This window comes from Micromonospora sp. SD19, assembly GCF_054462275.1.
In genome coordinates this window covers 347,743-368,803 of record NZ_JBTLMN010000005.1, presented here as the reverse complement: position 1 = coordinate 368,803, position 21,061 = coordinate 347,743, and the positions used below count along the sequence as shown (strand labels likewise).

At 70.8% G+C, this 21,061-nt stretch carries 20 protein-coding genes; 10 read left to right on the top strand and 10 right to left on the bottom strand.

Annotated elements, in window-relative coordinates; genetic code table 11:
* Positions 1-162 precede the first annotated feature (162 nt).
* Positions 163-1,638 carry a PepSY-associated TM helix domain-containing protein gene (locus tag ACX27O_RS19560; protein ID WP_458939864.1) on the top strand — a complete coding sequence of 492 codons (1,476 nt, stop codon included), beginning with the start codon at positions 163-165 and terminating at the stop codon, positions 1,636-1,638.
* 51 nt (positions 1,639-1,689) lie between these two features.
* On the opposite strand, the gene ACX27O_RS19555 is transcribed toward ACX27O_RS19560, so the two are convergent.
* The gene (locus tag ACX27O_RS19555) at positions 1,690-2,823 is read right to left on the bottom strand and encodes an oxalate decarboxylase family bicupin (protein ID WP_358127523.1); all 1,134 of its coding nucleotides are present in this window, start codon (positions 2,821-2,823) and stop codon (positions 1,690-1,692) included.
* 13 nt (positions 2,824-2,836) lie between these two features.
* Positions 2,837-3,097: a hypothetical protein gene (locus ACX27O_RS19550; RefSeq protein ID WP_358127520.1), complete on the bottom strand. Its 261-nt coding sequence runs from the start codon at positions 3,095-3,097 to the stop codon at positions 2,837-2,839.
* A gap of 198 nt (positions 3,098-3,295) precedes the next feature.
* Between ACX27O_RS19550 and ACX27O_RS19545 the strand changes: the two genes are divergently transcribed.
* Positions 3,296-4,870, top strand: coding sequence for a helix-turn-helix transcriptional regulator (locus ACX27O_RS19545; RefSeq protein WP_358127517.1), 1,575 nt, complete (start codon positions 3,296-3,298; stop codon positions 4,868-4,870).
* Positions 4,871-4,877: 7 nt separating this feature from the next.
* On the top strand, positions 4,878-5,705 hold the full coding sequence (locus tag ACX27O_RS19540) for a GNAT family N-acetyltransferase (RefSeq protein WP_210860949.1): 828 nt from the start codon (positions 4,878-4,880) through the stop codon (positions 5,703-5,705).
* Positions 5,706-5,772: 67 nt separating this feature from the next.
* On the opposite strand, the gene ACX27O_RS19535 is transcribed toward ACX27O_RS19540, so the two are convergent.
* From ACX27O_RS19535 to ACX27O_RS19525, 3 genes are all read right to left on the bottom strand, one after another.
* The gene (locus ACX27O_RS19535) at positions 5,773-6,402 is read right to left on the bottom strand and encodes a VOC family protein (RefSeq protein WP_210860950.1); all 630 of its coding nucleotides are present in this window, start codon (positions 6,400-6,402) and stop codon (positions 5,773-5,775) included.
* A 64-nt stretch (positions 6,403-6,466) separates the two neighbouring features.
* Positions 6,467-7,657 carry an MFS transporter gene (locus ACX27O_RS19530; protein ID WP_030330559.1) on the bottom strand — a complete coding sequence of 397 codons (1,191 nt, stop codon included), beginning with the start codon at positions 7,655-7,657 and terminating at the stop codon, positions 6,467-6,469.
* Between the two features lie 176 nt (positions 7,658-7,833).
* Positions 7,834-8,313, bottom strand: coding sequence for a MarR family winged helix-turn-helix transcriptional regulator (locus tag ACX27O_RS19525; RefSeq protein ID WP_245233583.1), 480 nt, complete (start codon positions 8,311-8,313; stop codon positions 7,834-7,836).
* A gap of 86 nt (positions 8,314-8,399) precedes the next feature.
* On the opposite strand from ACX27O_RS19525, the gene ACX27O_RS19520 reads away from it, so the two are divergent.
* Positions 8,400-9,245 carry an NAD(P)H-binding protein gene (locus ACX27O_RS19520; protein ID WP_209444524.1) on the top strand — a complete coding sequence of 282 codons (846 nt, stop codon included), beginning with the start codon at positions 8,400-8,402 and terminating at the stop codon, positions 9,243-9,245.
* A gap of 86 nt (positions 9,246-9,331) precedes the next feature.
* Here the strand turns inward: ACX27O_RS19520 and ACX27O_RS19515 are convergent, their stop codons facing one another.
* Positions 9,332-10,387, bottom strand: a complete 1,056-nt coding sequence (locus ACX27O_RS19515) for a GlxA family transcriptional regulator (protein WP_458939863.1) — start codon at positions 10,385-10,387, stop codon at positions 9,332-9,334.
* An 87-nt stretch (positions 10,388-10,474) separates the two neighbouring features.
* Between ACX27O_RS19515 and ACX27O_RS19510 the strand changes: the two genes are divergently transcribed.
* Positions 10,475-11,116 carry an HD domain-containing protein gene (locus ACX27O_RS19510; protein ID WP_030330566.1) on the top strand — a complete coding sequence of 214 codons (642 nt, stop codon included), beginning with the start codon at positions 10,475-10,477 and terminating at the stop codon, positions 11,114-11,116.
* 3 nt (positions 11,117-11,119) lie between these two features.
* On the opposite strand, the gene ACX27O_RS19505 is transcribed toward ACX27O_RS19510, so the two are convergent.
* Together ACX27O_RS19505 and ACX27O_RS19500 are read right to left on the bottom strand one after the other, a co-directional pair.
* Positions 11,120-12,004: a pyridoxal-phosphate dependent enzyme gene (locus ACX27O_RS19505; protein ID WP_210864476.1), complete on the bottom strand. Its 885-nt coding sequence runs from the start codon at positions 12,002-12,004 to the stop codon at positions 11,120-11,122.
* Positions 12,005-12,073: 69 nt separating this feature from the next.
* The gene (locus tag ACX27O_RS19500) at positions 12,074-12,601 is read right to left on the bottom strand and encodes a hypothetical protein (protein WP_030330569.1); all 528 of its coding nucleotides are present in this window, start codon (positions 12,599-12,601) and stop codon (positions 12,074-12,076) included.
* A 227-nt stretch (positions 12,602-12,828) separates the two neighbouring features.
* Here ACX27O_RS19500 and ACX27O_RS19495 point away from each other — a divergent pair, with 227 nt between their 5' ends.
* Genes ACX27O_RS19495 through ACX27O_RS19485 form a run of 3 tightly spaced genes read left to right on the top strand, consistent with a single transcriptional unit; the run spans position 12,829 to position 15,114 of the window.
* A complete protein-coding gene (locus ACX27O_RS19495) occupies positions 12,829-13,290 on the top strand; it encodes an STAS domain-containing protein (protein ID WP_458939862.1) in 462 nt (153 codons plus the stop codon).
* Positions 13,291-13,325: 35 nt separating this feature from the next.
* The gene (locus ACX27O_RS19490) at positions 13,326-14,540 is read left to right on the top strand and encodes a hypothetical protein (protein WP_358127498.1); all 1,215 of its coding nucleotides are present in this window, start codon (positions 13,326-13,328) and stop codon (positions 14,538-14,540) included.
* Positions 14,533-15,114, top strand: a complete 582-nt coding sequence (locus ACX27O_RS19485; RefSeq protein ID WP_458939861.1) for a hemerythrin domain-containing protein — start codon at positions 14,533-14,535, stop codon at positions 15,112-15,114. The genes ACX27O_RS19490 and ACX27O_RS19485 overlap by 8 nt, the downstream gene beginning before the upstream one ends.
* Before the next feature lie 61 nt (positions 15,115-15,175).
* On the opposite strand, the gene ACX27O_RS19480 is transcribed toward ACX27O_RS19485, so the two are convergent.
* Positions 15,176-15,889 (bottom strand): GAF and ANTAR domain-containing protein, encoded by a 714-nt coding sequence (locus tag ACX27O_RS19480; RefSeq protein ID WP_358127594.1) that lies wholly within the window; start codon positions 15,887-15,889, stop codon positions 15,176-15,178.
* 233 nt (positions 15,890-16,122) lie between these two features.
* Complete coding sequence (locus ACX27O_RS19475) at positions 16,123-17,250, bottom strand: DUF4185 domain-containing protein (protein ID WP_030330575.1); 1,128 nt, start codon at positions 17,248-17,250, stop codon at positions 16,123-16,125.
* A 245-nt stretch (positions 17,251-17,495) separates the two neighbouring features.
* On the opposite strand from ACX27O_RS19475, the gene ACX27O_RS19470 reads away from it, so the two are divergent.
* Both ACX27O_RS19470 and ACX27O_RS19465 read left to right on the top strand, forming a co-directional pair.
* Entirely contained in the window at positions 17,496-18,938 is a 1,443-nt protein-coding gene (locus tag ACX27O_RS19470) for an FG-GAP repeat domain-containing protein (protein WP_458939860.1), read from the top strand.
* A 19-nt stretch (positions 18,939-18,957) separates the two neighbouring features.
* Positions 18,958-21,012: an N-acetylmuramoyl-L-alanine amidase gene (locus tag ACX27O_RS19465; RefSeq protein WP_458939859.1), complete on the top strand. Its 2,055-nt coding sequence runs from the start codon at positions 18,958-18,960 to the stop codon at positions 21,010-21,012.
* The last annotated feature ends 49 nt before the right edge of the window (positions 21,013-21,061 follow it).

Here is a 21,061-nt window from a genome sequence, read left to right as displayed (position 1 = left end):
CCGCACGGCCCGGACCGACCGGCCCGACCTTGCACGTCTCCGGAACCAGCGGCGTCTCTCCCCCGACTACCGGTCAGGAGCCGACGCGACACTTCACCGGGCGACCAGACCAGCACGGGAAACACCTACCGGGTGACTCCCGACTCTTCCGATCGGATCACCATGTCTCTCACCGAACTGTCCGGCACGCCGCAGCCGGAACCCGCCATCACCGGCGAGAAACCGGCCCGAGCCGCCCGGCGCACGTCGCCGATCGGCGCGCTGCTGCTGCGGCTGCACTTCTACGCCGGCATCCTCGTCGCCCCGTTCCTGGTGGTCTCCGCACTGACCGGTCTGGCCTACACCACAGCACCGCAACTCGACACGATCCTCTACGGCGACCAGCTCACCGTCGCCGAGGTGGGTGAGCGTCAGCTGCCACTGGCCGAACAGATCGGGGCGGCCCGCAACGCGCACCCCGACGGCAGCATCACCACCGTGCAACCCGGCGACGGCGACCGGACCACGAAGGTGGTGTTCTCTCTGCCCGAGCTTGGCGAGAAGCAGCACACCGTCTACATCGACCCGTACACCGCCGAGTCCCAGGGCCAGCTCACCACCTGGTTCGGGTCCACGCCGGCCGTCACCTGGCTGGACGACCTGCACCGCCACCTGCACCTGGGCACGGTCGGCGAGCACTACTCCGAGCTGGCCGCGAGCTGGCTGTGGGTGATGGCGCTCGGCGGGGTCGTCCTCTGGTGGCGTCGACGCGGCGCCGCCCGAGCCGCAGCCCGGCATCTGCTCGTGCCGGACCTGTCCACGGGTAAGGGTGTTCGTCGTACCCGAGGGTGGCACGCCACCACCGGCATCTGGCTCACCGTCGGTCTCCTCTTCCTCTCGGTCACCGGTCTGACGTGGTCCCGCTACGCCGGTGCGAACTTCGCCGACGGCCTCGACGCGGTGAACGCCCGCACCCCGGAGATCTCCACCAGCCTCACGGCCGGCCCCACCGCCCCTGCCGAGACCGGCGGGGGCCACGAGCACGGTGCCGCCGGGGCTGGCGGGGTCGTCGAGTCGGCGGCGTTCGACCGGGTCCTGGGCGTCGCTCGCGACGCGGGCCTCTCCGGTCCCGTCGAGATCACCCTCGCGCCGGAGCCGGGTTCCGCCTGGACTGTCACCCAGGTCGACAACACCTGGCCGGTCAACAAGGACCGCATCGCCGTCGACCCGGCCACCGGCGCGGTGACCGCCCGCAGCGACTTCGCCGACTGGCCCCTGCTGGCCAAACTGAGCGGCCTCGGCATCCAGGCCCACATGGGGATCCTCTTCGGCCTGGTCAACCAGATCCTGCTCGCCGCGCTCGCCCTCGGGCTGCTCTGCGTCATCTTCTGGGGTTACCGCATGTGGTGGCAGCGTCGACCCACCCGCGCCGACCGACGCGCCCTCGCCGGCACCCCGCCGGCGCGCGGCGGTGTACGCGGTCTGCCGCTCTGGGCGTTGCTGATCGGCGTACCGGTGACCGTGGCGATCGGCTGGGCGCTCCCGCTGTTCGGGATCACAGTGCTCGCCTTCCTCGTCATCGACGTGGTGGTGGGGGCGGTGTCCCGACGCCGACGACCTGCCGCGACTCCTGTCTCCCCGGCACCCGCGAGGCGCTGATCCACCGGTCCGGCCGTCCGTGACGCGACGGACGGCCGGACGCGAAGACGCTCAGATCACCACCTGTTTGGTGTGCGGCAGACTGTCCACGATCGACGTCGACACGTTGATCGTGTCGGCGATGATCTCGTGGGGCGTGTTGGCCATCCACTGCATCACCGAGATGTCCTCGAACCGGGGATGGCGGAACATCTCCAGGAACACCAGCGGCTCGTCACCGGTGTTCTCGATGTAGTGGCCGTAGGCGAAGGGCACGTACCCCACGTCGCCGGCCTGGAAGTCGAACGTCCGGGCGGCGGCCTGCGCGGCGAACACGCCCATCCGTGCGGTGCCGGAGATGTAGTACTGCCACTCGTCGGTGGTGGGATGCCAGTGCAGTTCGCGCATCCCACCCGGCTCGACCTCCACCAGTGCCGCGGCGGTGGTCACGGAGGCGGCGAAGTTGGTCGAGTCGGTGATCCGGACGGTTCCGCCGCGGAAACGCTGCGGGGTCTGGGCGAGCATCCGGTGCTTGAAGCTTCGGGGGATGTCGCCGGTCGGGCTGACCACCCGGTCCTGTTGCAGTGGTGGTGGGACGTCGCCCTGGAAGATGTACTTCTCCCGCTCGGGCAGGTTCTCCATCTGTTCCGGCGTCCAGCCGAAGTTCTTGGCCAGCACGTGCCGAGGGGTGTGCGCGAAGAAGTCGCTGAGCAGGAACGTGTTGTTCTCCGAGAACGCGCCGTCGTCGAAGACCAGCAGGAACTGCGCGCCGTCCTGCAACGCCTGGATGTTGTGCGGCACACCCTGCGGAAAGAACCACAGGTCGCCCGCCTTCACGTCCTCGATGAAGTTGCGTCCCTCGTGGTCGACGGCGCTGATCCGGCAGCTTCCGCTGAGCATGTACGCCCACTCCGACTGCTGGTGCCAGTGGATCTCCCGGTACGCGCCCGGTTCGAGACCGAACTGGACGCCGGCCAACTGGGTGGCGATCGGGAGGTCGCGGCTGGTGACCTCCCGGGTCCAGCCGCCCTTCTCCACCCGGGTGTGCGCCTGCGAGAACGAGAACTTGAGGTTGGGCACCAACCGGCTGTCGGTGGTGGGCGGAACCACAAGGTCCGGGTTCTGCCGCTCAAGCGCGACGTTGCGGCCCGCGAAGGGCGGTGCGCCCTGGTCGCCGCGCCTCGGTTCGGGATCACTGTCAGCCATGATCGCTGTCTCCTCACTCGGGTCGGACCGGCTCGGGCGCGGAAACGGATCCGCCACGCAGCCGCAGCCGCGACGAGATCCCCAGCAGGGCACGCACTCCGGGCCGGCCGTGCTGGATCGCGATCGCGACCGGGATCGCCACCGCGATCGCCGTCAGCACCAGACGGGTCCACGCCGGAGCGTGACCACCCACCCCGGTGCCGGCATAGACGACGAACATCAGCAGCACGACCCGGAGCCGAGGCAGACCGGGAGGGTCGGTGAGTGGGGCCATGGTTTGATGATCGGCCCGGAACACCGACCGTCGCATCACGTGATCGCGCCATTACCGCACACCGGTTCCCGGACGGCACGGGCCATTCGACGCAATCCCGCCGGTTCGGCGATCCGGTCTCCCGTACGTGCCGGCGTGGCTAGGCTCGGTCGCAGGACGGCATTTCGACGCGCCGGGTAACAACCGGGGAGAACGCCATTGTCCGAATCATCCTTCAGCTCCGGAACGCTCTCGGCCGACGACATCACCACCGAGCAACGACGGCACCGGCTCTTCGAGGCCGCGGACCAGCTCCGGCTCGCCGGGCGTGGGACGGAGGCGCTCCACATCCTGGCGGCCGAGGTCGCGACGAGTCGCGGCGGCGAGCCGCACCGCACCCTGGTGCTCGGTCGGGTGGCGCGGACCGTCGCACTGGAACAGCCGACCATCGCCCTCACCGGCCTGCGGGAGGCACTGAACCTCCGGCTGGACGCCCGCAGCCGCGCCACAGTGCTCGCCCTGGTCGCCACGGTCGCGGCCCGCACGGGTCATCCGGACACCGACGCCCTGCTGCGCGACGCGGGCACCGCGCACGCCGCGTCGGGTGACCAGTCGTCCGCTCGCCATCTCGCCCTCGGCCGGGCCGCCCGCTCGCTCGCGCACGGTGACCTGCCGGGCGCCCAGGCCGTGCTGGCGGCCCTGGATCCGAACTCCTGGTCGGCCCGCGCCGACGCCCCGTCCATCCGGGCCGAACGGATCCTCGTCGAGCTCGGCCTGGGCCGGCACCCGGACGCCCGGGCCGCCGCCCGCCAGGCGCCGGATGACGGCGACGGGCCGCTCACCGGGCTGACCGCGCTGGACTGCCTGCGCATGGTGGCGGTGGGCGAGTTGCCCGAGGCGGCCGCGCTGGCCGTCACGACGCTCAGCTCCGGCTCGGCGGACCTCAGCAGAGAGGTGCGCGCCCTGCTGGTTGCGGTGATCGGTGAGGTCCGCTACCGCCGTGGCGAGCACGACGACGCCCGCGCCATCCTGCGCACCTGCCTCGCCGAGGACCGCTGGCCCGACCGGACGATGTGGAGCCCGGCGTTCTGCGTGGCAGCCCGCGACCCGGCCGTGAGCACGCCGGCGGGCCTGCTCACCAGGGTCGTCGCCGACCTGCACCGCTCGGTCCGGCCGCTGCTGCCGGTGCCGCACTTCGGTCCCCGGCTGGTACGCGCGGCGGTGGCCACCGGCGACACCCGAGCCGCCCGCCGGGTCACCGAACTGGTCGAGCTGGTGTCCACCCGTACGCCGGTGCCGCTGTGGCGCGCGCTGGCCGACCAGAGCCGGGGGTTGCGCGACGGCGACCCGGACGCGCTCCGGGCGGCGGTCGACCAACTGCGCACCACCGCCGCCCGGCCGGCGCTGGCCGACGCGCTGCTCGACCTGGCGAACAACCCTCGGCTGCGCCCCGGGGAGGCGCGCGACGCCGCGCACGAGGCTGCTGCCCTCTACGCCCGGATCGGCGCCCCCGGCGACCAGGCGATTGCCGACCGGCGCTGCGCCGACCTCAGCGGCACCCCGCGGCACCGGCCGTCGATCGACGAGCCGCCCGGTGGGGGCCTCGACGCGCTCACCCCCGCCGAGGAGCGGGTCGCCGAGATGCTCGCCGCCGGCGCCACGAAGAAGGAGGCGGCCAGGAGCCTCTTCGTCTCCTTCCACACCGTGGACACCCAGCTCCGGTCCATATATCACAAGCTGGGCATCAACAACCGGATGCAGCTGGTGCGGGCCTGGGAGAGGACCAGACGATAATCGGCTGGTGACAGCGCCAGCCGACCTGACCCCACTCGCCGAGGCCGTGGAGTGCGAATTCATGCACTCGTACGAGTCACAGGCACCCGCACCCACGTACACCGATCTCGGGATCGCCACCACCCGCATCGGCGGCGGTGTCGCCCTCGGCATGCGCAACGATCCGTCCGGCGGGTACTGGAGTAAGGCCCTGGGCTTCGGCACCACCGAGCCGTTCACCGTGCAGGTCCTGGATGACGTCCTCGACTTCTACCGGGAGCACGGCATCGGTCAGGCCGTCATCCAGCTCATTCCGTCGGTAGTGCCCGCCGGCTTCGAGGAGGTGGCCGCCGCGCGCGGGCTCACGCCGGGCAGCACCTGGATCAAGCTCGCCGCCCGGCCCGAGGACGTCACCGCCGGACGGACCCGCCTACGGGTCGGCCCGGTGCCCACCACCGAGGCGCGGCGCTGGGCCGATGTGCTGCTCACCGGGTTCGGCATGCCGACCGGTGGGCTCACCGACATGGTGGCCGCGACGGTCGGCCGGCCGGCGTGGCGACCCTGTGCGGCGTGGGACGGCGGTGAGCTGGTGGCGGGCGCCAACCTGTTCCTGCACGGCGAGGCCGCGGCGCTCAACGCCGCCGCGACGGCCTCCGGTCACCGCGGCCTCGGGGCGCAGTCGGCGCTGATCACCGCCCGCGCCCGGGCCGCCGTCGAGGCGGGATGCCGGTGGCTGTTCGCCGAGACCGGCAAGCCCGCTCCCGGTCAGCAGAACCCGTCGCTGAACAACCTGCGCCGGGCCGGGCTGGTGCCCCTCTACGAACGCCGCAACTGGGTGTGGCGAGCGGCGTCCTGAGCCCGCCCGGGGCCGTGGTGGGCAGCTGTGCGCCGGCCTCGGCCCCGAATCCGTCGTCGGTCAGGGCTCACTCGGGCGGTGTGGCCCCCGACTGTTCGCTGACCATGTACGCCGCGTACCAGTCGGGCCAGTTGTCGTCCCGCTCCCCGGTACGTTTCTCGTGCTCGTCGTGTGCGGCGGCCGCGCGCCGCATCGCGTCCGCCAGGTCGCTCACCGAGCCGAACGACGTCAGCCCGCCCTCGATGCGCCCGGGAAGCCTGGTCGTGATCTCCTGAATCAGCCAGGTGTTGCCGTCCGGGTCGCGCAGTGTGGCGCGCGAGAAGTAGCTGCGTCGCTGCGGGTCCGGCCCGTCGACCGGGCCGTCCGGGGTGACGTGGAAGACGTCGCCGACCTCGATGCCGGCGGCGACGAGGTCGGCGCGGGCCGCCTCGACGTCGGAAACGACCAAATACGCCACTGCCGAGCCGGGTGCCGCCGGGGTGAGCCCGGGGCCGAACTGCACGGAGCACGCGGAGCCGTGCGGCGTCAACTGCACGATGCCGGGCGGGGTCTGGTCGAGCCGCCACCCCAGCCGTTGGTAGAACGCCTTTGCCCGGTCCACGTCCGAGACCGGAATGACGAGCACCTCAAGCTTGATGTCGAGGCTCTCGATCCGCGCCGCCGTGCTCGCGTCGGCCTGGGCAACCTTCGGGCTCATCGCTGTCCCCTTCCTGATCAACACGCTACTGTCCGCGTTCCCGCCCAATGCGGGCTTTCCGGCATCAGCCCGGCGCCATCCGGGTGGCCCTGCGTACCCCCACCAGGGCGACCAGGGCGAGGAGGATGACGGCGACGGAGTACTCGTCGGCGGTCCGCGGCAGGCCGCCGGCGTAGACCACGAGGAAGCCGGCGATGACCGTGGGGAGACCGAAGCCGACGTAGCAGATGACGTAGAGCACGGACAGCACGCTGGCGCGTTGGTGCGCCTCCACCAGCGGCATGACGGTCTTGAGGCTGCCCTGGAAGCCGCTGCCGAAGCCGACTCCCCCGAGCGCGAGACCGACGAAGAAGCCCGGGACGGACTCCGCCATGATCGCTGCCAACGTGACGACCATGCCGAGGATGAGCGTGCTGATCCCGGTCAGGATCACCGTCCGGGCGGCGGCGTTGCGCTGGACCAGGACGGCGATCGACCCGAAGACGGCGAAGACGAAGAGGACCAGACCGCCGATCACGATCGACGTGTTCATCAGACTGCGGACGAGCGCCGGGCCGAGCGCGCCGAAGAACCCGGCGAGCGCCCAGACCGCGAAGAGCACCGGGACGACGGCCAGGACCGGCTGGCGTACCGCGTGGGGCAGCGTGATGTCCGGCCGGAGGCTGCGCCGGGCCCCGGCCAGCGGCGTGACAGTCTCCGGCATCAGCGCGACCCCGACGGCCTGGATCAGCAGGATCACGAGCAGGACGAGGTAGACCAGTCGCGTCGGCGCGGGCAGGAACTGGATGAGCAGCGCGGAGAGCAGCGCCCCGCTTCCGGTTCCGATGCCCGGGGCGAGCGAGTTCGCGAGGGTTCCCCGGGCCCGGTCGATGTCGAGCATGGCGGCGCCCACGGCCCCGGTGGCGGCACCGGCGGCCAGCCCCTGCACGAGGCGGGCGATCAGCAGGGCGGCGACGCCGTTGGCGAAGACGAAGACGACGAGCGCGAGGATCTGCACCGCGATCGCGACGGCCAGCACCGGCCGCCGGCCGAGGTGGTCGGAGAGCTTGCCGAAGACGAGCAGGGACGCCAGCACGGCGAGCGCGTAGACGGCGAACACCACTGTGGTCGTGACCGGCGAGAAGTGCCAGCGTTCCTGGTACACGCCGTAGAGCGGCGTCGGGGCCGCCGACGCGGCCAGGAACGACACCAGGATCGACGCGAGCAGCACCAGGGAGGCCGTCGGCGAGAGTCGGGCCCGCCCTGAGATCGACATGTCGGTGCTCCTCGGCTGCACGAAGACGGTCCGGCCTGGGCGTCGCGCCGGCCGCGCGGCCACGGCGGCGTACCCGGCCGGCACCGTCGTATGCCAGTTCGACCGGTTCGGCGCGGTCCGCCGCCGGGTGCGCCCGCCCCGAAAAGCGCCGGGGTACGACGTCGCGTGCCGCCGGTTCAGCCCTCGGGGTCCTGACCACCGGAGGGGAGGCTGGCCACGCCACGGCCCAGTGCGTCCCGGAAGTCGCGGTACCGGTCGGGGCCGAGCGTTTCGGCGAGGTTCTGCTCGATCACGTGCACGACGGCGTCGGAGGCCGCCATGAAGCTGAGGCCCCGGTCCGTCGGCACGATCAGCTTCGCGCGGCGGTCGGCCGGGTCGGGCGTACGCCGGACGTAGCCCAGTCGCTCCAACTCGTCGAGGATCGCGCCCATCGTCTGCTTGTTGCGCCCGGCCAGCCGGGCCAGCTCGCCGGGGCGGGTGCCCTCGGCGTCGAGGTAGGCCAGCACCGCGCCGTGGCGGGGCCGGACGTCGTCGAAGCCCTGCTCGGCCGAACGTCGGAAGATCTCCCGCTGGACGCGGGCGGAGAGCTGCACGGCCAGGATCCCGAGGTCAGGGTCCTGCTCCTTCAGTGTGCTGCGCTTCATACTTTGGTCCAATCATTGGACTGTACAAGTTTTGGACTATATCGTCGCTGGCGGCGACCGATGATCCGACCTCGGTCCGCCTGACCGAGAGGATGACCATGACCATTCTGATAACCGGGGCAAACGGCACCGTGTCGCGGGAGGTGCTGCGGGAGTTGGCCGGCAAGCAGCCGGTCCGCGCGCTCGTACGGGACGCGGCACGTACGCCAGGTCTCGACGGAGTCGACTACGTCGTCGGCGACCTGGACCGCCCCACCACGCTGACCTCGGCGTTCGAGGGCGTGACGACGCTGTGGCTGCTGATGCCGATGGGTCCGCTCGCGCCGAGCCAGAGCATGAACGCGGTGTGGGCGGCCCGGCAGGCCGGCGTGCGGCACATCGTCCGGCTCTCCGCGATCGGCGCCGCGCACGACGCGCCGACCCGCAACGGCCGACTGCACGCGCTCTCCGACGCGGAGCTGCAGGAGTCGGGCATCGGGTGGACGATCCTGCGGCCGAGCCACTTCATGCAGAACCTGCTCGCCGCCAAGGCCGGTGAGCACCTCTTCGGGCTCTTCGGTGACGCCCGGGTCGGCCTGATCGACGCCCGGGACATCGCCGCCGCGGGAGCGGCGATCCTCGCCGCACCCGAGCAGCACCAGGGCATGATCTACACGCCCACCGGCCCGGAGAGCATCACGCTGGACCAGGCGGCGGACGAGATGGCCCGTACGCTCGGCCAGCCGGTGCGCTACGTGCCGCAGAGCCCGGAACAGACGCGCGACGGCCTGCTCCAGGCCGGCCTCGACCACTGGTCGGCCGAGGTCCTCGCCGAGTACCGGGTCGCCTACGGTTCGGGGTGGGGTGACTTCACCAACGACCATGTCGAGCGGATCGTCGGGCGGCAGCCACGGACCTTCGCCGAGTTCGTCAGCGATCACCGCGAGCAGTTCGCGAGCCTCTGACCCGTCGGCAGCTCGACACGGGTGCCCTCCGGCGCGATCGCACCGGAGGGCACCGGGCTCGGGCGCACCGGACGGTGGTGCGCGGGTCAGTGCTCCGGCCGGCCCCCGTCGTCCGGCACCGTCGTCGAGTCCCGCTCGGTCGTTCGGAAGCGCTGCTGGTAGGCGCGGGGCGACACCCCCACCCGGGCGAGGAACATCCGGCGCAACGTCTCCGGGCTGCCGATGCCGACCTGTCGGGCGCAGGCGGTGACCGACTTCCCCGCGTGCAGCAACCGGATGGCCGCGTCGACCCGCACGCCCTCCACGTACTTGCTGGGGGTGCTGCCCAGCTCCTGCCGGAACATCCGGGAGAGGTGACGGGGGCTCACGTGCGCCCGGGCGGCGAGGGCCGGCACCGAATGGTCGTCGGCCGGGTCGGCTGCCACCGCGTCGATCACCTGCCGCAGCACCGGAGTGCGGGGTCGGGGCAGGGCGAGCGACGGCGAGAACTGCGACTGGCCGCCCGGCCGTTGCAGGAAGACGACGAGCGACTGGGCCACCGACCGGGCGATCTCCGCACCATGGTCACGCTCCACCAGGGCGAGCGCGAGGTCGATGCCGGCGGACACGCCGGCGGAGGTGAAGATCGTCCCGTCCCGTACGAAGATCGCGTCGCTCTCGACGTGGACCTGCGGGAAGGCGGCGGACAGCAACCGGGCGTGCTGCCAGTGCGTCGTCGCCCGCCGACCGTCCAGCAGGCCGGCGGCGGCCAGGACGAACGCGCCGGTGCAGACCGCGGCGGTGCGCCCGGCGGTGCGGGACAGCGTGGCGGCGGCGGCGGTGAGGTCGGCACTGATCGGGCGCACCGCCAACGCGTCGCCGCCGACCACGAGGGCGGTTCCGACGTCGGTCGCCGCGTCGACCGCGCCGTCGACCTGAACGAGTAGGCCCGTCGAGGCACGGACGGCGGCGCCGTCACCGGAGCGCACCTCCAGCTCGTAGCGCGCGCCGAACTTGGCGGCCTCGGCGAAGACCTCGAACGGTCCGGCGAGGTCCAGCATCGTCATTCCGTCGAAGACCAGGGCGGTGACCCGGTGCACCCCTGCCGTCGCGCTGCCCACCCGCCGACCCCCTCCGGTGATGTCCTGATCTGAGGGAAGCATGGCAGACAGGACAGGGCGGCTGACCGGTCCAGCGGGTGACGCTTGACGCACCGGAGCCCGGCCGGGCTCCCGACCGACAGGACAGTGATGAGCCACACAACGATCGCCGGCGTCCGGATCCCCGACTCGCGGCTCGCCACCGACGCCACCGAACTCGTCCGCGAGGCCACCGACGACCTGCTGTTCCATCACTCGCGGCGGGTCTTCCTCTTCGGCACGCTGCAGGGTCGGCGGCTCGGCCTGACGGCCGACCCCGAACTGCTCTACGTGGGAGCGATGTTCCACGACCTGGGACTGACCGAACGCTACCGCCGCGACGATCAGCGCTTCGAACTCGACGGCGCCGACGAGGCACGCCGCTTCCTGCTGTCGAACGGCATCGGCGAACACGAGGCCCGGCTCGTCTGGGAGGGGATCGCCCTGCACACCACGCCCGAGGTTCCGTACCGGCTGGAGCCCGAGGTCGCCCTGGTCACCGCGGGCGTCGAGACCGACGTGCTCGGAATCGGCTACCACGAGTTGACCCCGGCCGACATCGCGGCGGTCACCGCCGCACACCCGCGGCCGAACTTCAAGCGGGCCATCGTCGACGCCTTCGCCGCTGGTTTCCGGCACCGGCCGGACACCACCTTCGGGACCGTCAACGGCGACGTGCTGGAGCACCGGGTGCCGGGCTACCGCCACATCGACTTCGTCCGGGTCATCGAGGACTCCGCCTGGCCCGAATGACCCCTACAGCTCGGGGTGGCCGAAGAGTCCGGGTAGCCCGCCGGTGTGCACGAAGACGAGCCGGTCGCCGCGCGGGAAGCTGCCGGCCAGCAGCGCCGCCATCGCCCGACCGGTGTACGTCGGGTCCAGGAAGATCCCCTCCGTACCGGCGGTGATCTCCAGCGCCGCCCGCACGGCGTCGGTCAACGTGCGGTACCCGGCACCCACCTGCGAGCCGTCGATCCGCAGCGCGTTTGGCTCGACCTCGCCGACGAGCAGCCCGGCGACTGTCGCCCGGGGGTCCGGCACGGCACCGACGTCAACGCCGATCACCCGCTGCGCGCCCAACTCCCGCACCAGGCCGGCCATCGACCCGCCGGAGCCGAGCGCCACCACGACCTCGGCCCCGTCGATGGCCGGCAGTTGGGTACGCAGCTCCCGAGCACAGTCCACGTATGCCTGGACCGACTCCGTGGAGGTGCCGCCGAACGGGATGACGTACGCCGAGCGTCGCTCCGCCTCGACCGCCACCACCTCGGCGAGCGGCCGGTCCCCGGCCCAGACGATCTGCGCCCCGGCGAGCGCGTCGAGCAGCAGATTTCCTCGTGGGGTCGGCGGGGGCGGGCCGGCGAGCACCAGCACGCAGGAGAGGCCGAGCCGCGCGGCCGCGGCCGCGGTGAGCCGGGCGTGGTTGCTCTGCGGCGCACCCGAGGTGATCACCGTGCCGGCGCCGACGGCGATCGCCTGCGCGCAGGTGTACTGGAGCTTACGGATCTTGTTGCCGCCGCCACCGAGGCCGGTGAGATCGTCACGTTTGAACCAGAGCTCGGCCAGCCCCAGCCGGGCGGCGAGCCGGGGCGCGGCCTCCACCGGCGTGGGCCACGTGCCGAGAGGAACGGGTGGGATCATCCGTGCAGCTAAGCACCCCACGGCCCGACTCGCAGCTTCCTGGCTGCGCGCGGCTCCTGCGTGGCGCGGCTAGGCCCGACGTGCCGCCACCCGATCCAGCGGACCGACGTCCGCGTGGCGACCGGGGCGCAGCGCCGCGTGTCGTTGCCCGGGGCCTGCCCCGTCGCGAGCGGCGAGCGCGTCGGCCACCACACCGGTGGCGAACGCGTAGATGGACTTGTGCACGATGTCGATGGCGAGTTCGGGCCGGGGCCAGGTCAGCGGCGGCGCCCCGACGCCGGTGGCGTTCTCCAGGATCTGGTCGTTGCTCAGGCGCAGCGCGGTGAACATCGTTGAGGCCCAGACGCCGCGCAGCCCCGCCTGCGCCATGACGCTGCGCAGCACCCCGACCAGTACGCCCTGTCCGTAGTGCATGGTCAGGTTCTGCCAGCGGGGCTGGCGCCCTTCCGGCAGGCCGGTGAGCCTGGCCAGCACCTGGGCCGGCACGTAGGAGTCGGGGCGGCCGGTCACCCGCTGTTCGAGCTTCTCCGCGGCCGTCATCACCAGCGCTCCGGCCAGGCCCGCCACCAGTCCCTGCCACACCGCTCGCTTCAGCATGAGTCAGCCCTACCCGCCGGGCCGACGTCCACACCCGCGAGTCGTCGGCGGACGTCTCGGCCGGAGGCCAGTTGGTTTACCACCGTTCGGGGCGGGTACGGTGGCGGTTGGGTCAAGACATGCGCCCTCCAGTGGTCAGTCCTGTTCGTGCACGCGCACGGCAGGTCGGCCACCCTCGTCGAGGGCGGAGAAGGCATGTGATCGACCAAACCCCCCTTTCCCGACCGGTGTCACCTGACGTCCTGAATGATCAGGGCACCGTCCTGGTCGAGCCGATCCTGTCGCTGACGATGAGCCACGACGGCCCGGTCAGTGTGATCAGCGTCGTCGGCGAGATGGACATGAGCAACGCCCACCTCCTCATCGAGTTGGTGGAGCAGCTGTGCCGCGCCCCCACACCACGGATCGCCCTGAACCTGTCGGCAGTTCGCTTCCTCGGGGCCCACGGCATCAGCGCGCTGCTCCGGTCCGGTCAACTGGCCGCCCAGGCCGGGGGACGGCTGACGCTGCGCGATCCCTCGCCGTTCGTTCTCCGTGTCCTCGGCGTGACCCGATTGCTGCGGCATCTCGAACGTGATGACACGTCGACCCCGACCGGTGCTCGCATCAGTGGCGTCGTCGCGCCGCCGCCCCGCCGTGCCGCACCGCCGCATCTGCCCCTCAGCCCGTCCGTCGCCGACCAGCCCTAGACGCGCGGCGACAGTTCCCCCGATCAAGGAGACGCATGTTCAATCCACTGGACCACAAGGGAATTCCACTCGAGAGCCAACTCCGCAACTGGCGTGAGCTGAACGTCGAGCCGATCGATCCGGAGGCGGTCGACCCGTACACCCGGTGCCGGATCATCACCATGAACGGCATCGAGGTGGAGGCGATCAACTTCCAGCACCAGTTCGCCCGCAACTGTCCGGACCAGGAGGTCCGTCGGCAACTTGCCTATGTCCGGTACGTGGAGAGCCAGCAGCAGCGGGTGGTGAACTGGCTGCTGCCCGGTGTCGCCAGCGTGCTGGAGACGACGCTCGGCTACGAGCAGGTCGCCGTCGACCTCACCGCCTGGGTGGCCCGCCACGAGCCCGATCCCTACCTGAAGCAGGCGTACGAGTTCGGTGTGCTGGAGGACTTCGACCATCTGTACCGCTACGCCAATCTCTACGAGATGGTCGAGCGTCGTAAGGCGGAGAAGATCGTCGACGGGCTCACCGAGGTCATGCCGGGCCGGCCGACGGTGTTGGAGCACCGGCACCCGTTCGACGAGATCCGCACCCCCTACGACCGCAACTCGGTCGACCCGCGCTCGAAGCTGCACGCGCTGACGATCCTCTCGGCCGAGCAGCAGGTGATGTTCTACTACATGAACGTCGGCCCGCAGTACATGGAGCCGATCGCGCGCCAGCTCTACCAGGAGATCAGCCTGATCGAGCAGGAGCACGTCACCCACTACGAGTCGCTGTTGGACCCGGGCGAGAACTGGTGGGAGCGGCTGCTCACCCACGAGTACAACGAGTGCTGGCTGTACTACTCCTTCCTGCAGCAGGAGAGTGACCCACGGATCAAGGCGATCTGGGAGCTGCACCTGCAGATGGAGCTGGCCCACCTGCAGCAGGCCGCCGACCTGCTGCGTCGCCACGACGGGCGGGAGCCCGAGGAGATCGTCGGCAGCGCCGGCCTCCCCGAACCGCTGACCTTCGAGCCCAACAAGGACTACCTGCGTCACCTGCTGGCCACCCAGATGGACCTGACGAAGCTCGGCGAAGGCTACGTCCGCGAGGCCCACGAGCGTTTCGAGTGGATGCAGCAGCAACTGCACGACGGCCAGCAGCCGCCGAGCGAGCAGGTCATCGACCTGCACCGGGAACGCTTCGGCGACGAGTACCGCATCGAGACCGAGGGTTCACACCCGGTCGAGGCCCTGCGCGCCAAGGGAGGAAGCCATGCCTAGCGCCGGCACCCCGGCCACGCCAGGGCCCGAGGAGGACGTGGTCGACCTGCTGCTCGCCCAGCACGCCCAGATCGAACAGCTCTTCCTGCTGGTCATCGGCGGCACCGGCGACACCCGGCGGGACGCCTTCGACGATCTGGTCAAGCTCCTCGCCGCGCATGAGACCGCCGAGGAGGAGGTCGTCCACCCGCTCGCCCGGACACTGCCCGGTGGGGGTGGTGACGCGATGGTCGACGACCGGCTCGACGAGGAACGGCAGGCGAAGGAGACCCTGCAAGCCCTGATCGAGGGTGGCGTGGACGCGGACGGGTTCGACACCGGCATCGTCCTGCTGCGCGAGGCGGTGCTGGTGCACGCCCGGCACGAGGAGCGCTACGAGTTCCCCCAGCTTCGCCAGCACGTACCGGTCGACCGGCTCCGCAGCCTCGCCACGGCCGTTCGGGCGGCGGAGGCGTCCGCGCCGACCCGGCCACATCCCAGCGCCCAGTCCGCGAAGGGCAACCTGGCCGCCGGCCCGGTGCTGGCGGTCATCGACCGGGTACGCGACGCGGTGCGCAAGCCTTCGGAGAGCTGACCGGGATGACAGGGCCGCCCACCCCGTGTGGGCGGCCCTGCCCGCCGGCAACCGCCGATACTCACCCGCGGGTGTTACCCACCGTCTGGGCGACCAGCGCCTCCGCGACCTCGCGCACCTTCCGGTTGGTGTCCTGGGAGATCTTGGACAGCAGCGCGAACGCCTCCTCCGCCGAGCACCGCCGTCCCCCCATGATGATCCCTTTGGCCTGCTCGATCACCGCCCGATTCCGCATCGCCTCCTGCATCTGCGCCGCCAACGTGGCGGCGTTCTCGTACAGGTGGGCGTTGGCCAGCGCCACCGCCGCGTACGCGGCGAAGCCCTCCGCGCTGACGATCGAGGATGGGTCGAACGCGTCCACCGAATCGCTGTAGACGTTGAGCGCACCGACGACCGACCCCTGGATCGGAAGCCCGATCGAGAGGGAGCTCTGCACGCCGGCGGCGCGAGCCCTCTCCGCCCAGGCCGGCCAGCGCTCCTCGGCGGCCATGTCCGGCACCGAGATGGTGTCACCGCTGGCGGAGGCGTCCAGGCACGGGCCCCGGTGCTGCTCGTACTGCCACTCGTCCAACTGACGGGCCAACTCGCCGGTGAACGCCCCGGTCCAACCGACCCGACCCCGTACCAGGGTGACCGTCACCTCCCTCGTCCCGGGAATGCTCCCTTTGGCGAGCTCGGCGATCCGAAGCAGCACGTCATCGAGGCTGACCTCGTCGAGTCTGACCCGGCCCAGTTCGGCCAACGCGTCGGCGGGGTCCATCGTCGGCTGCGTCATCGCAGTGCCCTCCTCGGTCGGCATCCGTCGGAACGGGGGTTCCGGCATGGCCGGCACCTCGTCAGATGCCCAACGCAGCTCCGCTCCGGGCGGTCCTCAGCAATCTTGGTGCTACCCGTTGAATCACCCGCTCACACCCCGGTCAGTCCCGGGCGGCCCACGGCTGCGCCGGTCAGCTCAGGGGGCCGGAGCAGCCCATCCCTGAGCCTCGACGGCGGTCGGTAAACGGCCCGTCACACAGTGCCGGTGAACTGGCTGACGTGGTAGGCGGTGCTGCGGCCGTCCGGGGTGCGGGTCCATTTCGAGACCATCAGATGCAGGTCGTTGGCGTTCCGGCTCGACCAGGGATGGATGAACCCACCGTAGAGCGCGGGCTCCTGCCAGCTCGTCACCTGAATCTTCTCCGTCGACCAGGCCCGGTCGGGTCCGGCGGCGGTGCGGGTGACCAGGCACCCGTTCTGGCAGTTCAGGTACGACATCACCCAGGTCCCGTCAGCCAGCCGGCGCACCGACGGTTCGCCGAAGCGGCCGGTGAGGATGGGTGTGCAGGGTCTCCCCCAGCCCCAGTTGGTGCCGTTCCAGCCCCAGCCCTCGTACGACTCGGGGTAGAACAGCCGGTCCCACCGGACGCGTCGCAGCATCATCGGGCCGTCCTGCCGCCCGGACCGGACCGAGAAGACGTAGACGTACTCGCCGTCGCGTTGCATGGTCCACATCTGGTACGGGTCCTTGTTGTCCGGGCTGTTCCACCATTTCAGCGGCGTACGGATGAAGTCGTTGCCGTTGTCGGAGTAGGCCAGCCCCGCGTAGCGCGACTTCCAGTGCGGCCCGGCCGGGCCGGCGGAGTTCCAGTTCTCGATGCTCAGGTAGGAGATGAGCTGCCGACCGGTCTCCGGAAAGCTGATGCCGTCGTTGGGGATGACGGTCACCTCGGGAAGACCGTCGATGCCGATGCCGTGGTGGCCGTTGTGCATCAGCTCCGGTGCCCGTCCGTTGCCGGCGACGCGTGCGGCGCTGTCGAAGACGATTCCGCCCGGCGCGCCGGGGTGGACGGCGGAGCGCAACATGACCGGCGAACGCCAGTCGTTCGGCAGGGGCGGGCCCTCGGGCCACGGCGTGTCGAAGGTGTCGCCGAAGAGGTAGCCGATCGACCCGTTCTCCAACACGTACGGGATGCCCAGATCGGTGCCGGCCACCCGCCAGCGGCTGTTGGTGTCCAGGTCCGCGCCGGTCAGCCGCTTCTTCCAGACCGCCGCCTGGGCCGGAGCGGCGGTGGCCAGGATCGCGCCGACGGAACCGACCGCGCTGGCGGCCCCGATCGCGGCGGCGTGGCCGAGCACCGAGCGACGACGTACCCCCATGGCTGCCCCTTCCTGTCGCACTCGTTACGGCCGTGCCGTGTGGATGGACAGTGGTTGCGGGCGAGTAAACCCGCCGACAATCGCCACTGTCAATACCTGCCCGCCCTGAACGATGCATTGAAGGAATTCTTCATAGAAGATTGACAGTCATCATCGCCCTGAAGAAACTCTCAGCATTCGGTTCCCGGTCAGTGGCGGTCTGGTGACGCCACCAGCTGACCATCCCCGACCCGACGAGGAGCAGCGTGAGACGTACTCTCCTGGCCCTGCTGACGGCCCTCGGCGTCGCTGGCACGACGGTCCCGGCCACGCTGGCGCACGCGGACCCGGTCGGCACCCTGGCCTGCCCCTCCATCCCCGCCAACCGCGACCCGGCGGTGACAGTGGTCGTCTATCGGGTCGCCCGGGCCCACAACGCCAACGACAAGGTGATGCTGTCCGCGTTCGAGGCGGGCTGGGTCGAGTCGCACATGAACAACCTGCCGTGTGGCGACAAGTCGTCGCTCGGGGTGTTCCAGCAACGCTGGGACTACGGGTGGGGCACGCCGGAGCAGATCATGGACCCGGTCTACGCCAGCACCCAGTACGTCACCCGGGCCATCGTCTGCGACCGGGACAACCCCGGTTACAGTGCCGGCCAGGTCGCCCAGTGCGTCCAACGCTCCGGTTTCCCCGACCGGTACGACCAGGCGGCCACCACCGCCCGCGCCCAGCTCAACGAGGCGGCCCGCACCCACGCCGTCGCCGGCGGATCCGCCACCGACGTCACCGGCGACGGCCGGGACGACATCGTCGCCTTCACCCAGAACGCTCTCGCCGACGTCTACGTGGGCACGTCCACCGGCAGTTCCTACACCGGCACCTCGGCGAAGTGGAACGACTTCTTCTCCCTCGGTGGCGAGACCGCCACCACCGGCGACGTCAACGGCGACGGCAGGGACGACATCATCACCTTCGCCCACAGCAACACCGGCGACGTCTACGTCGCGCTCTCCACCGGCACGTCGTTCGGCGCCGGACTGAAGTGGCACGACTGGTTCGCGCCCGGCGCGGAGATCGGCGCGGTCGGCGACGTCAACGGCGACGGACGCGACGACATCGTGGCGTTCACCCACAACCCCGCCGGCGACGTGTACGTCGCGCTCTCCACCGGGACCGGCTTCGGCGCCGGCCTCAAGTGGCACGAGTTCTTCAGCCCGTTCGGCGAGTTCCCCGCGCTCGGTGACGTCAACGGCGACGGCAGGGACGACATCATCACCTTCACCCAGGGCCCGGCCACCGCCAGCGATGTCATCGTCGCGCTGTCGAACGGCAGCTCCTTCGGCGTGGCGCAGAAGTGGCACGACCTGTTCGCCGTCGGCGCCGAACAACCCCGCGTCGGCGACATCAACGGCGACGGCAGGGACGACATCGTCACCTTCACCTGCGATCCCAACGCCGACGTGTACGCCGCGACCTCCACCGGCACCGGCTTCTCCGGGACCACAGTGAAGTGGCACGACTTTTTCTGCCTGGCCGGCGAGTTCCCGTACCTGGCTGACGCCAACGGGGATGGCCGCGACGACCTCGTCGTCTTCACCAAGGGCGGCACCAACGACGTCCACGTCGCGCTCTCCACCGGCACCGGCTTCCTCGGCGCCACCAAATGGCACGACTTCTTCGGCCTCAACGGCGAGACGACGCTGTGATCAACGGAGTGGAGACCTCATGCGACTGACCAGGCGCACGTGCGCCCTCCTCCTGACGGCGGCACTGGCCGGTCAGGTCGCGGCCGCGCCGGCCGACGCGGCCGGACCCGCGGCCCCTGGCTCGCTCACCGCTGACTTCGCCCGGGCCGCCGCCGAGTTCGACGTGCCCCGGGACCTACTGGTCGCTGTCGCCTACGGGGAGTCCCGCCTGGACGCGCACGGCGGTCTGCCCAGCCAGGCCAACGGGTACGGGGTCATGCACCTGGTCAGCAACCCCACCCAGCACAGCCTGGAGCGGGCGGCCACGCTGACTGGCGAACCGGTCGACCGCCTGCGCTCGGTCACCTCCGCCAACGTCCGCGGCGGTGCGGCGGTGCTCCGCGACCTGGCCGACGCCGAGGGGATGACCAGCGCCGCACGCGACCGGATCTCCGCCTGGTACCCGGTGGTGGCGCGGTACAGCGCCGCCGTCGACGCGTCGACCGCCCGGCTCTACGCCGACCATGTCTACGACCTGCTGCGTACCGGTATCGCCGCCGGCCCGGTACCTGTCGCGGCGCACCCACTGCGACCCGACCTCGGCCGATACGCGGGCGTCGCCCCCGCGGGCACCGCCGGGGCGAACGTCGCGGCGGCGCTCCCGGAGTACGCGCCCGCCCGCTGGGTGCCCGCCTACGCCGGCAACTACCAGGTCGGTCGGTCGGCACGAATCACCACTGTGGTGGTGCACGTGACGCAGGGGTCCTACGCCGGCACGGTGAGCTGGTTCCAGAACCCGTCGGCGGGGGTGAGCGCGCACTACGTGGTGAAATCGAGCAACGGCGAGATCACCCAGATGGTGCGCGAGGGCGACACCGCGTACCACGCACGCTCGGCCAATCCGTACGCGGTGGGCATCGAGCACGAGGGGTTCGTGGACAACCCGGCCTGGTTCACCGACGCCATGTACCGGTCGTCCGCCGCGCTGACCCGCTACCTCTGTGACAGGTACGGGCTGCCGAAGACCCGCGCGGCGATCAGGGGCCACAACGAGATGCCCGGCAACGATCACACCGACACCGGTCCGAACTGGAACTGGAACTACTACATCTCCCTGGTCAACGCCGGCGGCTCGGGCGGCCGGTACCTGGCGGGGTCACCGACGGACTTCACCGGCGACGGCCGTGACGACATCGTCGCGTTCACCCGTGGCTCGCTCAACGACGTGTACGTGTCGGTGTCCACCGGCTCCTCGTTCGCCGGGACGTCGGTGAAGTGGAACGACTTCTTCGGGCTCAACGACGAGACGCTGCTGTCGGGCGATTTCAACGGCGACGGCCGCGACGACATCGTGGCGTTCACCCACGGCTCGCTCGCCGACGTGTACGTGGCGCTGTCGACCGGGTCGTCGTTCGCCGGCGCCACGAAGTGGCATGACTGGTTCGCGCCGAACTCCGAGGTCGCCGCGGTAGGGGACGTCAACGGCGACGGACGCGACGACATCGTCGCCTTCACCCATGACGCCGCCGGGGACGTGTACGTCGCACTGTCCACCGGTTCGTCGTTCGTCGGGACAGCGCTCAAGTGGCACGAGTACTTCTCGATCGCCGGTGAGTACCCGGCCCTCGGTGACGTCAACGGCGACGGCCGCGACGACATCATCACCTTCACCCAGGGCCCGGTATCGGCATCGGACGTCATCGTCGCCCTGTCCACGGGAGCCTCGTTCGGGGCGGCACAGACCTGGCACGATTTGTTCGCCGTCGGGACGGAACAACCCCGCGTCGGGGACATCAACGGCGACGGTCGCGACGACATCGTCACGTTCACCTGCAACGCCGATGCCGACGTCTACGCCGCCGTCTCCACCGGCACCTCGTTCGTCGGCACCACGGTCAAGTGGAACGACCTCTTCTGCCTGCCCGGGGAGTTCCCCTACCTGGGTGACTACAACGGCGACGGCAAGGACGACATCGTCGCCTTCACCAAGGGCAGCTTCAACGACGTCCACGTCGGCCTGTCCACCGGCACCAGCTTTCTCGGCGCCACCAGATGGCACGACTTCTTCGGCCTGCCCAACGAGACCACCCTCTGACCCCAGGGAGACCGCACATGTTCGACGTTCCCCCGTCCGCGTCGATCAG